Source organism: Wolbachia endosymbiont of Tettigetta isshikii (assembly GCF_041154185.1).
GTDB lineage: Bacteria > Pseudomonadota > Alphaproteobacteria > Rickettsiales > Anaplasmataceae > Wolbachia.
Window position 1 is genome coordinate 1 of the sequence record NZ_JBFTEN010000026.1, and the last position, 16,523, is coordinate 16,523.

The window sequence follows — 16,523 nt, forward strand, 5'->3', positions numbered from 1 at the left end:
AGTTTAGCTTCTTGGATTCCTACCTTATCATCGAAACGACAGGTTCCCGCAGTTCTACACAATAGCCAAAAATAGATTCGCGCCACCTCTATGCCGGACCACACCTACCCAGTAAACAAGTTTCCGGTAGATTTATCACAGGTTAGGATGAAACCCCTGGTTTTGACGTCGTCTAAAGCCTTTCGACACTTCTTCAGTGGTTCATTTCCATTCGACTCTCTATTTCAAACATGACGCATAATTGCACCTTTTCCATAACGCTCACTACCTTGACTCTTTACCAAAGCAGCTTATGGTTGTTTGAAGCCTGCTCTTGTAAACCAGCTCTGAGGCTCATCTATTGTGCAGCTTCAGCTTACCGCTTCTACGGCACACTCATCCCAGTGCTCTCTTCTCGTCATCCCAGTGCTCCGACACTGGGATGGCTTTGTTGCATGGCAACTAAAAAACCTAGCGGTTACTGACAAAGTTCATTATAAAGTAGCTATTTAACTACTGAGAAAAAATATGCCACACAAAAAGTCAACTCAGTAGTTTCTTTTTTGCTAAACACACCACTTCAGACTAACTTGACGTACACGGTCCTTGTATTTCTACAGGTATTTCAAGCTATGATCTTAATACCAAACATCATTACCATCTGAATAATAATGATTATCAGATTCATAATCCCTGACGTCTTCATAATGATGTGTAATAATATTATCAATATCAATTACTTTGCAATTAGAAACAATATCAGGAGTATAATCAGGGCCAATTATCTCTGTCATAGAATTAATAGCGTGTTTATAATCAACATCAACTACCTTTTTCATAGAATCGATAGCTTCTCTTAAGGAAATTTGCGGATTATTCTTCAAGATTTCTTCCAAGCTTTTAACAAAATAACATTGATAATTTTTAATAATATAACTTTCCCCTTTACCGTTTATTTGATAACGTGCGTCGAAAAGCAAACCCAGTTTATTTTCACAAACGTATTTAGAGTGTAGCTGATCAAATTTAGAACTTAGCTTCTGCAATTCACTAGAATATTTCTCTATTTCCTTGCTTGATAGTTCTGGACGAAATTCTTGAATTAGTGAATATATTAACTTATTGTCCATAATTGCTCCTTATATAATATATTAAAAATTGTTATAAATTTATTAGACTGTGTGATTTTAAAATTGCAAGCTAAAACAATCATATTGGTATATTATACTAAATCTCAATGGTAATTTGAAAAGTTTCTCTACAATTAGAGATTTAGCGAACTTATTATATATCTTGTTTGATAATGAAAGTTGATGTAACTTTCATGCTTAAGAAATTTACTAAGTTAGAAAAAAAGCAAAAAACCCCCGAGTAGCTAGTTATTCACTATCTATCTTATAACATTGGAGTTTTTGATGTCTTAAACGACTCATAAGCGCGTTTCAGCTTGAAAAACAGAAGTTTTAAAAAGACATGCAGTGCACATAGTGCGAAAAATTAAATATGAGACGCCAAATATGCTATGTTTTTTGTCATTTAATCTGCACAGACTGAAGATAAATAATAGCTTCAGTGCTATGATAAAAGGGTCGGCGGAATTTGTCAAGTAGTTTTTTTGTTTCTATCTATACAGCGAGAATTGGTATAGGCTACCGATTAACTTAAAGTTAAATACTTTGACATTTACTTAATATTATTATATAATGGCTATGTGTGTTTTATACACTATGGCAATAAAATTACCTTGTAATAGGTGTATTGGACCCGAGGGCAGTACTCGGCGCCTCCACCATGTTTTTAATTTATATGGGGGCGAATAAGGATCGACATGCATAGTAAAGATGGTAACTTTGCTCGGTTAGACACTACCGCTAAGAGTTCGTAATTTAAATGCAAACGATAACTTTGCTGCTGACAGCAATGTAGCATTAGCTGCTTAATTTAGCACTATAACTTCATCGCTACAAGCACGGTTCAGGGAACGCCGGGTAACAGAAGTTCCCCCAAGAATTTACATGTGCAAAAGTTGTATGGATAAAACAGATTATAAGAAATCGCTCAATTTCGCAAAGTTTCAAGTCATTAAAAAAGCTTTGGATATCATATCAGGCAACGATTTCACTCCTCATTTAGAAATATTATTTTTCACTTATTTTAACGGCGTTATCGTACCAGATTACCTAAGAAAGTCATACCCTACTCAAGTACTTATTATATTACAACATCAATTCTATGATTTAAAACTTTTTGAGGATAAATTTAGCGTAAGTTTGAGTTTTCGCGGGAAACAAGAGCAAATTACCGTGCCATTTTTTGCCATTAGTAAATTTCATGATAAAGTTTCAGGAGATGTTTTAATATTTGACAAGATCAGTATCGATTCTGACAAAGAATATGACAGTGAAAGACATGCTGAAAACCTACCAAATGGCAGTATTATATCCATAGACCAACTGCGTGATCAGTAGTTGCGAACCTAGCTTCGTGATATACGAGAGAGGAAAAAGGTGGTCTAATCAAGTAATAAGTATAGAGAAAGTATTACTTAAAGAGATTGATTTAGAATTCCTAAATATCTATCTTTATATATAACTTTCATGTAATAAACGTACATGCATCCAATAATATATTTACTCAACACGTTGTTTGATCTTTATAGCTTCATTCTAATATGTTGGATTGCTTTAAGTTGGCTGATTAAGATTAATGTGGTAAATATGTATAACGAAGTTGTGAGCAACATAATGCACATTTTGAATCGACTTACCCATCCACCACTAAATGCTATTAGAAGGTATATACGACCATTCAACGGATTAGATTTATCTGTGATGATATTGCTAATAGCAATTCACTTTGTAAAATATACGATAAATTACTACTTTTAAGTAGATGCTAAGAAAATATCTGAAATCAGCAATATACCTATTGCTCCTGATATATGTATATATATCAGTTTTTAGCTACAACTATAAAGATCCATCCTTAAACACAGCTACAAATGAAGAAGTGACAAATTTAGGTAGAATAGTGGGCTCATATTTAGCTGATATATTAGTTCAATTCCTCGGATTAACTAGTATTGCAATAGCTACAACTATAGTTTATTTTTTGACCCTCAGACCATCAAAAAGGTTGCTGAAAATTCTCTACTTAGCACTAATCAATTTAGGAATATGCGCTATATTAGCACAACTTTCGCTCGACATCACTGCAGGGTATATGCACGGTGGAACAATAGGAAATGCACTAATTAGTAACTACCCGTTTTATATATTCACAGCAGCAATATCAATAGGTATTGTGGGACTGATTGGTTGGAAGAGAACGATTTACTTTATATTCTTCTTGTGTAAAAAAATAGCTTCCCTTTTTACAAATGTTCTGTTTTTCAGGTTACGTAAAACTGCTGAGCGTTCTATTGTATCATCAGCAGTAGAAGAACAACATAGAGCTCAAATTGCTACTAGACAACAACCAAAAGAAAGACAGAAAAAAGTTACTGGAAAGGTTTTCAAACCTTCTAGTGGGTTTGAGTTTCCAAGTATTCATTTACTTTCTAAGGCAGAAGAGTCTTTGCAGAGAAAACAGTTGAATGAAATGGAGAGCAATAAGAATTTATCTTTGCTGGAGCAAGTTTTGAGTGATTTTGGCGTGCAAGGAAAAATTATCAATGTATGTTATGGACCAGTTGTGACTTTATACAAACTTGAGCCACAGGCTGGCACAAAGTCTGCAAGGGTGATTGGGCTCGCAGACGACATTGCACGTTCAATGAGTGCGCTCTCTGCGCGTATTTCAATAATTCGTGGACAAAACGCTATGGGAATAGAATTGCCAAACAAGGAACGAGAAATTGTCATGCTGCGTGACTTGCTTGAATCGCCAGAATACCAGAATGCAAACTTAAATCTTCCAATTGCGCTTGGCAAAGAAATAAGCGGGAAATCAGTTATTGCCGATTTGGCCAAAATGCCGCATTTGCTCGTTGCTGGGACCACAGGATCGGGTAAATCAGTTGCAATTAACACCATGATTCTCTCGCTCGTTTATCGATTAAATCCCAATGAATGCAAGATGATAATGATCGATCCCAAAATGCTCGAGCTTTCAATATATGATTCAATACCGCATCTTATAACACCAGTGGTAACCGAACCAAAAAAGGCTGTTATTGCTCTTAAGTGGATAGTAAAAGAGATGGAAAATCGCTATCGTATGATGTCGTATTTGAACGTGCGCAATGTGATAAACTATAACCAAAAAATCACAGAAGCGATGAATAGCGGGATAGAATTGGAGCGTGTTGTGCAAATTGGCTTTAACTCAACAACAGGCAAACCCTTGTTTGAAAAAATACCAATCAAGATGGAAACATTTCCGTATATCGTGGTAATCGTAGATGAAATGGCAGATTTGATGCTTGTTGCTGGCAAAGAAATAGAGTGCTCTATTCAGCGTTTAGCGCAAATGGCTAGAGCTGCAGGAATACACATCATAATGGCAACACAGCGGCCATCTGTGGATGTGATAACAGGTGTGATAAAGGCAAACTTTCCAACGAGAATCAGTTTTGCTGTGACTTCTAAAATAGATAGCAGAACAATACTCGGTGAACAGGGGGCTGAACAATTGCTCGGTATGGGTGATATGCTCTATATGGCCTCTGGTGGTAAGATTATTAGAGTTCACGGTCCGTTTGTTAGTGATAATGAAGTGCAAAATATAGTCGATCACCTGAAAACGCAAGGTGATCCAAACTACATGGAGGAAATTACCAAAGAGGATGAAAATTCCTCTGCAGAATTAGACGGTGAAACAGAAGATGAAGAGAACGACCTATACAAGCAAGCAGTTGCTATCATTCAGAGAGATAAAAAGGTTTCAACTAGTTACATTCAACGACAACTTAGAATAGGCTATAACAGAGCTGCAAATATTGTTGAAAGAATGGAAAAAGAAGGTATTGTCAGCGCTCCAAATTACTCGGGAAAGAGAGAGATACTGGTAGAATAGACTTCTTGCATAATTTTTGGCAGCGCGTTGAATGAAACAAAAAACTACTTGACAACCTTTGCCGATACCCTTCCAATAGTATTGGAGCTATTCATCTAGCTTCAATCTGTGCAGATTAAACGACTAAAGTATCACCGTTGGCATCTTATGTTTAATTTTTTGCACTATGTGCACCTCATGTCTTTATTAATTTCACCTAGATTTTCTAGGTTTTTCCCTATACAAGCTGAAACGCGCTTATAAGTCGTTTAAGACAGTATAGTACCCCAATTTGCAGGATTAGAGAGTGAGCAACTTCTACCACGGGATTTCTTTTGTCTTTTTTTCTGCTTGGTAAACTTTTTAATGTTTAGATCAGTGCGATTTAAGAGCAACAGCGTTACAAAAAACACCAATACTCGAAATCTAGGTTATCCTAATGACTATGCCAAATCCTCTGTGCTATGATATTTGTGAGTATCCGGTATAATACTCAATTGGTTAATCTAAATAGATAGATGACTTTATCTATAAAAATATTTTTCACCTCGTTTATTTTTGGATTTATTCTTTCCCCTTATTTTATAAAACTTCTAAAAAAAGTATGCAAAAATGGACAGCCAATCAGGTTATGTGGACCAGAAAGTCATTTAATGACAAAAAAAATATCCCTACCATGGGCGGGATAGTAGTACTGATTTCTTCTTTATTACCAATTCTACTTTGGACTCAACTAACGCCAGAGATTCTATTGCTGGTATTTATAACTCTGTTTTTTGCTCTGATTGGATTTATTGATGATTATCTAAAATTAAAAGCAAATAATCATCAAGGTTTAAGCGCAAAAATCAAAATACTTATCCAATTTGTTGTCACTCTGATTGGTATGTCCATATTTAAGCTATATTTTGCTGAGGACTTTGCAAAAACGTTCCTAGTTAAAGGAATAATGATCGACTTTGGCTGCCTATATGTTCCGTTTGCTGCGTTTGTGATTGTCGGCTCTTCTAACGCTGTAAATATTACAGATGGTCTAGACGGCCTTGCTGCAACTCAAGTTATCACTTCTTTTGTTTCTTTAGGACTAGTTGCATACATAACTCAAGCAAACGTAAACACTATTTTATTCTGTATTGCATTTGTAGGAGCAATTTTAAGTTTCTTGTGGTTTAACACACACCCGGCAAGAATGTTTATGGGTGGTTGGCAGTTTATCAATCGGTGCAGCTTTGGGACTAATCAGCGTTCTCATTAAAAGGGAAATGCTTTTCGCTGTTATTGGAATAATTTTTGTAATAGAAACACTATCTATAATTATCAAGGTATTATATTGTAAATATACAAAGTTTAAGTATTTGAAGGGAAGAAGGATTTTTCTTATAGCACCAATACATCACAATTTTGAAAAGAAGGGATGGTCAAAAAATGAAATAGTTATGAAATTTTGGATAATTGCCATTACCTGTTCAATATTTACTGTAGCTTTCTTGTTATAAAAACTTATGGCATACCCAGATTTCACATTAGAAAATAAATTATCAGGAGTGATAGCAGGAGTGGACGAAATTGGAAGGGGTCCGCTAGCTGGCCCTGTAATGTCTGCAGCAGTAGTATTTACCGATATAAATATAATCATTGAAGGAATTAATGACTCAAAAAAGTTGACTGCTAAAAACAGGCAAGTTCTATATGAAAAGATAACGTCTGTTGCAAAATTTGGTATAGGAATGGCAAGTGTTGAAGAAATAAATTCATACAACATTTTACAAGCAACGAAACTGTCAATGCAACGTGCATTGACAAACTTAGGTCTAGAATTAGATTATGTGCTGGTTGATGGTAATCAACCACCCAAAGTAAAATGGCAGGTTAGGTCCATAGTAAACGGTGATAGTTTGAGTATATCAATTGCAGCCGCTTCAATTATTGCAAAAGTGACAAGAGATAAGCTGATGCAAGAGTTGCATGATCAACATCCAGAATATAATTGGCATAAAAATAAAGGATATGGGACAAAAGAGCATATAGATGCCATAAACCTCCATGGTATTACAGAACATCATAGAAGAAACTTTGCACCTATCTCACACTTTGTTGAACGAACACCTTGAACTTAGCCAGGCAGAAATGACATCCATTCAACGGAAAACAGATGTGGCAAGCCTATAGCTCACTTACGTATTTTTTGATCTCAGCTGTGATTTTATCAGATTGACTTTCATCCGAATTTAGATCAGCTGCAAAGTGTGTGACATATTTTCCTCCAGGGCCAATAAGATATATTATTGAAGAATGGTTAATTTCCTCTTCCCCACCAATTTTGCCAGCATATACTTTATAATTTGCAATTACTTCGTCTATTTTCTCTCTCTCTCCGGTCAGCATTTGTATCCTATGATCAAATTGCTGCTGAAATTCTTTGAGTTTTTCCGTGCTATCGCGTTCAGGGTCAACTGTTATAAAAAACGCTTGTAGCTTGTTATTAGTTTTCTCATCTAGCTTTACAAGTGTTTCTGAAATTATTCCAAGATTCATAGGACAAATCTTTTTACATGAAGAAAATCCGAAGAAAATCATCATATACTTATCTTTAAAATCACTACTACGTATGATCTGTCCGTCTTGATTAATCAAAGAAAAATCTCCTCCTATCTTGACTTCTGCATTGTGAACTACTGCTGGAGCAAATATGCCTTTTTTAGTGAAATAACAATAACTAAGAAAAATGGCTGCTAATGTTACTACTACACTAGACAATAACCTTGCAAACTTTAGCATTTAGAGAGCACATAGTAAAATTAAATTGTATCTTCATTTGTTGACCCATTCAATAAATTTCTTCCAAAGTGGATTGTTAATTTTATCCAACAGCTTTCTATGTTCATTAACTTCTTCATTACTTGGTGAGTGTTCCCTACGAGCTAAGTTACGTACTTTGTGCTGAATGGCTGTGGAGTTGTTATCCTGCTCACATTGATTATCAAACAAGAAAGTTTGTAACCCTCCTGTGAGCTCAACATACACTTTTGCAAGCAACTGAGCGTCAATTAGTGCTCCGTGTAATTCTCTATTCTCCAACGATATATCAAAACGCTTACATAGTGCACTTAGAGATGCGGGTGACCCTGCAAACTTTTTTCTCGCAAGTGACAATGTATCCAGCACTCTGTCTGAAGAGATTAATCCAGCACTCAATTTACCCAACTCCATATTAAGGAACTTGATATCAAACTCAGCGTTGTGAATTATCAAAATATCGTTAGATATAAAGTCAAGAAATTCTAATGCAACATCTGGAAATAATGGTTTATCTTCTAAAAACTCTTCACTAATGCCGTGAATCTTAAATGAGTGGTAAGGTATATCTCTTTCTGGATTGATATACCGATGGAATACTTTACCTGTCGTGATGCGATTAATTAGTTCCACACACCCTATTTCAATAATTCGGTGACCAGATTCGATCTCCAAACCAGTAGTTTCAGTATCAAGTACTATTTCGCGCAATTTATTTTCCATGTTAAATAGAATTATTCATACTTTACGTTCGTTTTACAATCATCTGCCTCTTTATAGTTTATGGAAGTAAGCAACCAGCTTGAGTTTGATGAAGTAATATTTTTTTTGAATTGCCAAACATCCTCAACTTTATTGATAGTGGATGTGCTACCTGATATAATATCTCCCTTGTCATTCTTAACAAAGTTAATTTGCTCTGAAAGGAAATATACTGCAATAAACACTACATTTTTTACTAGTTTTATTTCTAAAATCTTTTGTGAAATAATAGAAACAATTATAGATTCTTGTATCTCTTTACGATATCTGATCTTCTCTACAAAATTGTTGTATAAGTCTTTATCCAAGAGAGGTTTTAACTGAGATAGATTCCCTTGATTGAAATATTTTATTATTAATTCGAAAGCTATGCTTGAACCTTCCATGAAATTGGAAATGGAGAAATCTTTATTTTTTTGTAATATTTGCTCATAAGTAGCTTTTATTGCATTTTTATCGTTGCTATCGATGTAATCTTCAATGTTTTCTACTACATCTTCTCTACTTTGGCTTATATCAAGTGCACTAGTCAGTTTTTTTAGGTTGAGGTTTGTTGATTTTCCTAAAGAATTGTACAACCATGAAAAAACGAATGCCGCTAATAAAGCATATATTACGAGCTCTATCATAGTAACTCAACTCCCTAGCATATAAAGTACCTGAACATTATTAATTATTAATGAAAATGGCTTATCCTATACCAATCTATAATTTAGGTTTGCTATTCATCTATAAATGATTATATTGTACAAGAAAGTGTTAAATACTTCAACTTAATTATAAGGAGACGCAAAAAATGTCACAATACAAAATGAAAATTCATGGTCAGTATATTAAAGATCTATCGTTTGAAAATCCGAATTCACCATTTCTCTCCGCAAAAGAAGCTCCAGGCATTAATGTAATGGTTAATATCAATTCAGTGAGATTGGAAGGAGCTGAAGGCGAGGAAGAAGAGAATGAAGAAAAATCTTTCCATGAAATTACTTTGCATATAGAAGCCAAAGCAACGGTAAAAGATGAGAACATAAAAGATGATATTGCTTTCATTTGTGAAACGAAATATTGTGGTATTTTTTCAATAGAAAACTTTGCAGAGCTAAGTGCAGAAGAAATAAGGCAAGCTTTATTTATTGGCGGGCCTACCTTTCTTTTTCCTTTTGCGAGAGAAATAATTGCAAGGGTTACAAGTAATGGTGGGTTTCCTCCACTTATGCTAGATCCTATAGCTTTTGAAGCTATGTATAAGCAGCAGAGTCAACAACAAAAAATACTGTGAGCAATGAGAATTTTAACTGATACGGCACTACTTCGTTATTCCGGCGTACGAGATGATTTTGTTGCATAGCAAATTAAGAGGCTCCAACGCTTTCAATAGTTAAGTCTTTTTAAAGATATCCCTTTTGTATTACAGCTAAGTTTATAAAATAATTGACAATGTTAATTTTCTAATTTATAAGTAGATTTTTGACCAGAGGAGGTATAAAGTTTGATTGAAGTATCAGTTCATTATGGTGATGTAGATAGAGCTTTTCCAGTATTGAAAAAAACAATTCAAAAAGAAGGAAGAGGGGTAAAAATGAAAAAGCAATACCATGAAAAGAAATCAGAAAAGAGAGCTAAAAAGAAATCTGAAGCTAAAAAAAAGAGGCGCCAACAAGAGAGTAGAAGACAGCGTTATGGTTGGTAGTTTTTAATAGTTTATCATTGGTTGTTTTATGAATATTCACGAATATCAAGCGAAAGAGATTTTGTGCAAATTTAATGTTCCAGTGCCAAATGGTTTTGTTACTACATCTGCAGAAGAAGTAGAGACTCAAATGGATCAGTTAAAATCTGACGTGCTTGTGGTTAAAGCTCAAATTCACGCAGGTGGCAGAGGTAAAGCTGGTGGTGTAAAGCTGGCAAAGTCGGCTGAAGAAGCTAAGCAGTTTGTAAAGTCTATGCTTGGCATGACTTTAATTACTCACCAAACAGGACCAAAAGGGCAGCAAGTAAGGAGAGTATACATTGAGGAGGGCTCAAGCATTAAGAAAGAGTATTATTTAAGCCTAGTAGTTGATCCCAAGCTCAGTAGACCAACATTCATATTTTCCTCAGAAGGTGGAATGGATATTGAAGAAGTTGCAAAAAATTCTCCTACAAAAATTGTAAAATTTGATATTGATTATACTGCTGGTTTTACAAGTTTTGACAGCAGCAAATTAAGCAATGGTTTTAATCTGAGTTCAGAACAAATAAAAAAAATAACAAATGTTGCAAAAAATATATATGATGCATTTATTGCAACTGATGCAAGTCAAATAGAAATTAATCCACTAGTTGAAACAAATTCTGGGGGTTTTATTGCGCTTGATGCTAAAATCAACTTCGATGATAATGCTTTATACCGTCATTCGGAGATTGCGGAACTCCGTGACTATGATGAAGAAGTAAAAGAAGAAATAGAAGCTTCAAAACATGGGCTCAGTTATATTAAAATGGATGGCAGCATTGGTTGCATGGTAAACGGTGCGGGTCTTGCTATGGCAACAATGGATATAATAAAATACTACGGAGCAGAACCTGCCAACTTTTTGGATGTTGGCGGCGGGGCAAGTAAAGAGACTGTCACCGAAGCGTTTAAAATTATATTGTCTGATAGTAACGTAAAGGGGATTTTAGTTAACATATTTGGCGGTATAATGCGCTGCGATATCATTGCAAGTGGTATCGTTGAGGCTGCAAAAGAAATGAGTATAAAAGTTCCTTTAGTGGTCAGGTTATCAGGTACTAATTTTGAAGAAGGAAAGAGAATCTTAGAAGAGTCAGGATTAAATATTATTGCTGCAGACGAACTTGATGAAGCTGCACAGAAAATAGTAAAAGAGGTAAAATGAATCATGTCCATTTTAGTAAGCAAAGATACAAGATTAATATGCCAGGGTTTTACTGGTGCACAGGGTACATTCCACTCAGAGCAAGCAATTAGCTATGGAACAAAAATGGTTGGTGGTGTAACTCCTGGCAAGGGCGGAAGCTCTCACCTTAATTTACCGGTCTTTAATACTGTAGTAGAAGCTAAGGAAAAAACTGATGCAAATGTCACAGTGATATATGTACCTGCTAAATTCGCTGCTGATGCAATACTCGAAGCCATAGATGCAAAAATAGAGCTGGTAGTTTGTATTACAGAGGGCATTCCTATACTTGACATGGTAAAAGTTAAGCATGCACTTATTAGTTCGAAAAGTCGATTGATTGGTCCCAACTGTCCGGGGGTTATCACACCCGAAGAATGTAAAATAGGAATTATGCCAGGGCATATTCACAAGCGTGGACATATAGGGATCATGTCTCGTTCTGGAACTTTGACTTATGAAGCAGTAGCGCAAACAACTGCTGTTGGCCTTGGTCAGTCAACGTGCATAGGAATTGGAGGGGATCCCGTTCATGGTATGACGTTTGTTGATTGTATGGAGCTGTTTTTAAAAGACGAAGACACCCATGGTATTGTAGTCATTGGTGAAATAGGTGGAAACGAAGAAGAGGATGTATCACATTTTGTGAAGACAGAAAAAACTAAAAAGCCAATTGTTGGATTTGTAGCTGGTCAAACAGCACCTCCAGGAAGACGCATGGGACACGCTGGAGCGATTATCTCTTCTAGTGGAGGGAGTGCTGGTGCAAAGCTGGAGGTTATGAGGAGTGCTGGTATTGCAATTGCAGAAACTCCTGCAGTAATTGGTAAAAAAGTTTTGGAAGTAATGAATCAAGTTTAGAACATTACTATAGAAACCCTACATTACCAATTATAAACACATCGTCTGCCCATTCAACTAGTAAGTTTCCCCATGGCGAATTTACAGAAGTTTGCTTAGCAGTCAAATACTTACGAAGTACGGACGCAACAAATGCTGCGCAAGCTGCGCTACCACATGAAGCAGTGATACCTGTACCTCTCTCCCAAACTCTTAAGTTTATTTCTCCACCCCTTTCAATTTGTGCAATGCTGACATTTACTTTCTTGGAAAATAACATGTGGTTTTCCAATCTTGGTCTTAAGTTTTGCAACGGTATCTCACTTATGTTATCAACAAAAAAGACTATGTGAGGATTGCCAATATTTACTGCAACTGGATCTTTTAGCATTTCAACTTCTACAGGTAAGCAAAGAGTGTCACATTCAATGGATAGAGGGATTTCATGCCATCTAAACAGTGGTTTGCCCATATTGACCTTTATGGACCTACCACCCACCTTGAAGCACTCTAAAATGCGCTCATTTATTAACTCGATAGTTGCATACTCAGTGCTTTTTTCTGACATTATCAAATATCCAACGCAACATGCTGCGTTTCCGCACATTTCAGCTTGACTACCGTTAGCATTGTAGATGTGCATGAAACAGTCCACAGCATCAGACCTTGTCATAATTATCACCTGATCACAGCCGTTTTGATCAGCAATTTGTCTATAGCTCCAGTCTAAATTGTTTGTTAAACGTGAGTATATGATAACAAAGTTGTTACCAGTACCATGCATTTTTTTCAGGACTTCGACCATTCGTCATAAAAAAATATTTCTTTTATTGGCCTTCTTGTCTTTTCCTTAACTTTAGCACCCTCTTCTTCGTAACCAACTGCTACCACTGACATTACATTAAAATCATCAGGTATGTTGAATTTTTCTATTATTTTATCCTTATCAAATCCACCCATTTGATGTGCCATTAAGTTCATAGATGTAGCCTGCAACATAAGCGCATAGCTTGCTGCGCCAGTATCATGCTTAGCCCAGAAATTTTTTCCTTTATCCAGCTTTCGAAAATTTTTAGCACTTAATGATATAATTAGAACTTGTACATTTTTTGCCCATTTTTGGTTAGATCCATCAAGACAACTCAGTAATCTTTCCCATGAACTTTGGTTATTTTGCTTGTTACATATAATATACCTCCAAGGTTCATTACCATAACATGAGGGAGTAAGTCTTGCAGCTTCCATTAAAGCGTTTATGTCTTCTTGAGCTAATGTTCTTGTTGGGTCATATGAACGCCCGCTATGTCTTGCTTTCATCAATGCCAATAGATCTTGTTTATTTATCATTTTTATTTAGGTATATAAATAAATTTATTGTAGCACAGTAAATTTAAATTGCGAAATTCCATAAATATAATATTATAAATATATTTTATTTTGGATTGGTATGTTTACAGCACAATCTATCAGCAAATCAACATTAGTTGAAGTTCTCTCTTGCATCTTGCTCTTGTTTCTGATGGCTCAAATAAGTATACCGCTGCAACCTGTACCTATTACACTACAAAGTTTGGGAGCGATGCTTATTGGGCTTAAATTTAACCACAGGACAGCATTTTACTCTGTGCTTACATATTTATTACTTGGTGCAGCAGGATTTCCCATTTTTGCGGATTTTCTTGGTGGCTATAACGTTTTTCTCAGGCCAACAGGCGGATATTTAATCGGCTTCTTAGCTGCTGTGATAGTGATGGGCAGAGTAAATGAATCGTTAAGCTCTAAGTGTAGATCACTTATGCGCAATTCTTTAAGTTGTTTGGCTGGTACAGCTATGATTTTTATATGTGGTGTCAGTTGGCTCGCTATCCATGTGGGTTTGAAACAAGCGATAGTAGCTGGTGTTCTACCATTTATTCTACCTGGTTTGGTGAAGATTTTCCTACTCGTAGCGGCTTTACAATACTTGAAAAAACGATAATATTTCGCCCTCATCATTTCATGTGCACTCTTGCATTTCGGGGATATGGGTATTCTCAGAGCTTTATAAAAAACCATAGAAAGGTAGTAAATAAGGTAATTACTGATCCCAATACTCAAATTAAGGTAGTTGGTGATTTTGATAGTATCTGCAGCGCTTGCTCAAATCAGACTAAAAAAGGTGAATGTACCACACAAGCTAAGGTTTTAGAGCTAGATAGAAAACATATGGAAGATTTTAGGGATAAAAATTGGAGAGATTTTAACCTGGAATGAAGGGATAGAAAGAATTAGAGAGAAAATGTCTTTAGAGAAATTTAACTACGCATGTGAGAAGTGCAACTGGAAGTCATATGGAATATGCAAAAGTGCCCTTTTGGATTGCCACCTCCAAATAATGCGTTGATGAAAATATTGAGGTGAAAGAATCCTATTTTTAGGAAAATACCTGTGCTACGCAGGAAAAAAGCAACAGCCTGATGTCAGGCTGTTACATTTTTTTAGTATTTTATACTATCAAGTGAATTATATAATAGCGTTAGGATCAATTATATCATCTCCTCCCTTGAATGAATCAAATTCGGCTTTCAATGATGCAAATTTGTGTATTAGACCTGAGCTTTCATCGCCAACCTTCACAATCAGCTCATCAAGCCTACTTTTTCTCTTCTGCTAAAGCGTTACTTAATTGCTCAACAGACTTGCTATTATTGTCAAAACCCTTAGGCTTGACCTTAACTTCCACTTTACCTATTGATTTAAGTTCGTTGTCACTTTCCTGTTCACTGTAATTACTCACGTAAACTCCTGTAAAATTAAAATCTTAGAACTTGTACTAAAACAGCATTTAAAGAAATCCGTTCTCTTCTCCAGTAATACGTGGAGGGGCTTCTCCAATATCTGGAATTTCATTCCTGACCTCTGCGATTTTTTCCTCCAAGTCCGTTTTAATGCTACTAATTTCACTTTCAATACTACTTGTACTGCTACCTATATATCTTATAGTTGAGTCTACTATATTATCTTTAATCTCCTTACTTATATCTTCGTTATATTTATTGATACTTTTCATTAGGCCATCATAAAAATTTTTGAGATGCTTTATGGTTAGTGTGATTTGTGGTAATTTTTCAATTTCTTCCGGCTGCATTTTGTCAGTTATATTAAATTTTTGCTTTGTCTTACTGCTGACAATCTCTTTTATTACAGGTATTTGAAAGGTTGGTTTGTTAAAACTAGGTTCCTTAACTTCTGATAAAGTAACTTCTCCTAAAGCAATTTTATCAGAATGTAGCTCTGTATTTTTGTTCATAATAAAGTCCTCCTATAAAAATTAATTGTTTTATAAATTACTACTACATAAATAGTATCGAATCGTTACTATTGTCTGCTATCGCAAAATCTGGAGCTTACCCAATGTCTGGCATATCCTTCTTGATTTGCTCAAGTATCTTCATCATCTCATCCTGCTTTGCCATTTGCTTATCCCGCTGCTCTGCTTGTTCTCTAAATTTTTCTTGAAACGCCTTAATAACAGCATCAAATTGATCCTGATTACCTTGTTGACCAACCACAGATATAACTTTCTCATAAGGCAGTTTGTGAATAATATCCTTTAGATCTTTTGGGCTTAGCTCATTCAAAAGTTTTACAAATTGTTCATCGGACATATTCTGAGCAAGAATCTGAAGTTTCTCTGGATCAATTAGGGAATCAACTATAACTTTAATTCTACTAGGTTCAGTTAAATCTTGAGCTATTGCTACGAGCTGCCTATCATCCAGCTTATTAACCAAATCTTTCAGTTGATCTTCTTGCAGGCTACTTACTAGAGCTCTTAGCTGATCAACTCCCAATTCTTTAGAAAGTATTGTCAGGTGGTGCTCAGACAAGTCTTTCACAATCACTGTAAACTTCTCAGAATCCAAACTTGTAATAAATGCTTTAAACTGATCCATCTTTAAGTGAGGCAAAAGGTTTTTTACCTGATCTGGTTCCAATTCTTTTACTAAACTTCCAAGTTGATCTTCATTTAAAATAGGAACGATAACTTTCAACCTTGCCTCATTTAATTCCTGAGCGAGAGTTTTGAGTTGGTGGTTGGTTAAGTGATCAACTAAAGTTTTAATCTGGTTATCTGATATAAAGAGTGTCAGCTCAAGTCGATCAAAAAGATTGTAAGTTAAAAACGTGATATAAAAGAGATAAGAGAGAAAGATAACCCTACTCACTATAGGAATAGAGTTATCATGGGCGTGTGCGACCGAGAAAAAA

At 35.5% G+C, this 16,523-nt stretch carries 16 protein-coding genes, 1 other RNA gene and 4 pseudogenes; 12 read left to right on the forward strand and 9 right to left on the reverse strand.

Annotated features, from left to right (window positions below; all coding sequences use genetic code 11):
- Positions 1-617: 617 nt before the first annotated feature.
- Entirely contained in the window at positions 618-1,109 is a 492-nt protein-coding gene (locus AB6N09_RS04945; RefSeq protein WP_411131831.1) for a hypothetical protein, read from the reverse strand.
- Positions 1,110-1,651: 542 nt separating this feature from the next.
- Between AB6N09_RS04945 and ssrA the strand changes: the two genes are divergently transcribed.
- From ssrA to AB6N09_RS04975, 6 genes and pseudogenes are all read left to right on the forward strand, one after another.
- Positions 1,652-1,985, forward strand: a transfer-messenger RNA (tmRNA) gene (gene ssrA / locus AB6N09_RS04950).
- Positions 1,986-2,009: 24 nt separating this feature from the next.
- A complete protein-coding gene (locus tag AB6N09_RS04955) occupies positions 2,010-2,447 on the forward strand; it encodes a ClpXP protease specificity-enhancing factor SspB (RefSeq protein WP_411131832.1) in 438 nt (145 codons plus the stop codon).
- A 144-nt stretch (positions 2,448-2,591) separates the two neighbouring features.
- Positions 2,592-2,867 (forward strand): YggT family protein, encoded by a 276-nt coding sequence (locus tag AB6N09_RS04960; protein ID WP_411131833.1) that lies wholly within the window; start codon positions 2,592-2,594, stop codon positions 2,865-2,867.
- Positions 2,868-2,871: 4 nt separating this feature from the next.
- Entirely contained in the window at positions 2,872-4,995 is a 2,124-nt protein-coding gene (locus AB6N09_RS04965) for an FtsK/SpoIIIE family DNA translocase (RefSeq protein ID WP_411131834.1), read from the forward strand.
- 497 nt (positions 4,996-5,492) lie between these two features.
- Positions 5,493-6,470 (forward strand): annotated as a pseudogene (gene mraY, locus AB6N09_RS04970) (phospho-N-acetylmuramoyl-pentapeptide-transferase).
- 6 nt (positions 6,471-6,476) lie between these two features.
- Positions 6,477-7,085, forward strand: coding sequence for a ribonuclease HII (locus AB6N09_RS04975; RefSeq protein ID WP_411131835.1), 609 nt, complete (start codon positions 6,477-6,479; stop codon positions 7,083-7,085).
- 52 nt (positions 7,086-7,137) lie between these two features.
- Here the strand turns inward: AB6N09_RS04975 and AB6N09_RS04980 are convergent, their stop codons facing one another.
- The 3 genes from AB6N09_RS04980 to AB6N09_RS04990 are packed head-to-tail and all read right to left on the reverse strand — an operon-like array spanning position 7,138 to position 9,161.
- Complete coding sequence (locus AB6N09_RS04980; RefSeq protein WP_411131836.1) at positions 7,138-7,752, reverse strand: SCO family protein; 615 nt, start codon at positions 7,750-7,752, stop codon at positions 7,138-7,140.
- A gap of 33 nt (positions 7,753-7,785) precedes the next feature.
- The gene (gene dnaQ / locus AB6N09_RS04985; RefSeq protein ID WP_411131837.1) at positions 7,786-8,493 is read right to left on the reverse strand and encodes a DNA polymerase III subunit epsilon; all 708 of its coding nucleotides are present in this window, start codon (positions 8,491-8,493) and stop codon (positions 7,786-7,788) included.
- Positions 8,494-8,504: 11 nt separating this feature from the next.
- On the reverse strand, positions 8,505-9,161 hold the full coding sequence (locus AB6N09_RS04990; RefSeq protein WP_411131838.1) for a Tim44/TimA family putative adaptor protein: 657 nt from the start codon (positions 9,159-9,161) through the stop codon (positions 8,505-8,507).
- Positions 9,162-9,328: 167 nt separating this feature from the next.
- On the opposite strand from AB6N09_RS04990, the pseudogene secB reads away from it, so the two are divergent.
- The 4 genes and pseudogenes from secB (at position 9,329) to sucD (ending at position 12,293) form a co-directional block, all read left to right on the forward strand.
- Positions 9,329-9,831 (forward strand): annotated as a pseudogene (secB, locus tag AB6N09_RS04995) (protein-export chaperone SecB).
- 190 nt (positions 9,832-10,021) lie between these two features.
- The gene (rpsU, locus tag AB6N09_RS05000; RefSeq protein ID WP_411131839.1) at positions 10,022-10,222 is read left to right on the forward strand and encodes a 30S ribosomal protein S21; all 201 of its coding nucleotides are present in this window, start codon (positions 10,022-10,024) and stop codon (positions 10,220-10,222) included.
- Between the two features lie 28 nt (positions 10,223-10,250).
- Positions 10,251-11,411: an ADP-forming succinate--CoA ligase subunit beta gene (gene sucC / locus AB6N09_RS05005; RefSeq protein WP_411131840.1), complete on the forward strand. Its 1,161-nt coding sequence runs from the start codon at positions 10,251-10,253 to the stop codon at positions 11,409-11,411.
- A 3-nt stretch (positions 11,412-11,414) separates the two neighbouring features.
- Entirely contained in the window at positions 11,415-12,293 is an 879-nt protein-coding gene (gene sucD, locus AB6N09_RS05010) for a succinate--CoA ligase subunit alpha (protein ID WP_411131841.1), read from the forward strand.
- A gap of 7 nt (positions 12,294-12,300) precedes the next feature.
- Here the strand turns inward: sucD and dapF are convergent, their stop codons facing one another.
- Together dapF and AB6N09_RS05020 are read right to left on the reverse strand one after the other, a co-directional pair.
- The gene (gene dapF, locus AB6N09_RS05015; RefSeq protein ID WP_411131842.1) at positions 12,301-13,056 is read right to left on the reverse strand and encodes a diaminopimelate epimerase; all 756 of its coding nucleotides are present in this window, start codon (positions 13,054-13,056) and stop codon (positions 12,301-12,303) included.
- Between the two features lie 5 nt (positions 13,057-13,061).
- Positions 13,062-13,619: a nitroreductase family protein gene (locus AB6N09_RS05020; protein ID WP_411131843.1), complete on the reverse strand. Its 558-nt coding sequence runs from the start codon at positions 13,617-13,619 to the stop codon at positions 13,062-13,064.
- Between the two features lie 100 nt (positions 13,620-13,719).
- Between AB6N09_RS05020 and AB6N09_RS05025 the strand changes: the two genes are divergently transcribed.
- Positions 13,720-14,250 (forward strand): biotin transporter BioY, encoded by a 531-nt coding sequence (locus AB6N09_RS05025; protein WP_411131844.1) that lies wholly within the window; start codon positions 13,720-13,722, stop codon positions 14,248-14,250.
- Between the two features lie 20 nt (positions 14,251-14,270).
- Positions 14,271-14,655: pseudogene (locus tag AB6N09_RS05030) on the forward strand (DUF1284 domain-containing protein).
- 249 nt (positions 14,656-14,904) lie between these two features.
- Here the strand turns inward: AB6N09_RS05030 and AB6N09_RS05035 are convergent.
- From AB6N09_RS05035 to AB6N09_RS05045, 3 genes and pseudogenes are all read right to left on the reverse strand, one after another.
- Positions 14,905-15,048: a hypothetical protein gene (locus tag AB6N09_RS05035; protein ID WP_411131845.1), complete on the reverse strand. Its 144-nt coding sequence runs from the start codon at positions 15,046-15,048 to the stop codon at positions 14,905-14,907.
- Between the two features lie 48 nt (positions 15,049-15,096).
- Complete coding sequence (locus AB6N09_RS05040) at positions 15,097-15,561, reverse strand: hypothetical protein (RefSeq protein ID WP_411131846.1); 465 nt, start codon at positions 15,559-15,561, stop codon at positions 15,097-15,099.
- A gap of 97 nt (positions 15,562-15,658) precedes the next feature.
- Positions 15,659-16,523: pseudogene (locus AB6N09_RS05045) on the reverse strand (hypothetical protein); the annotation flags it as partial.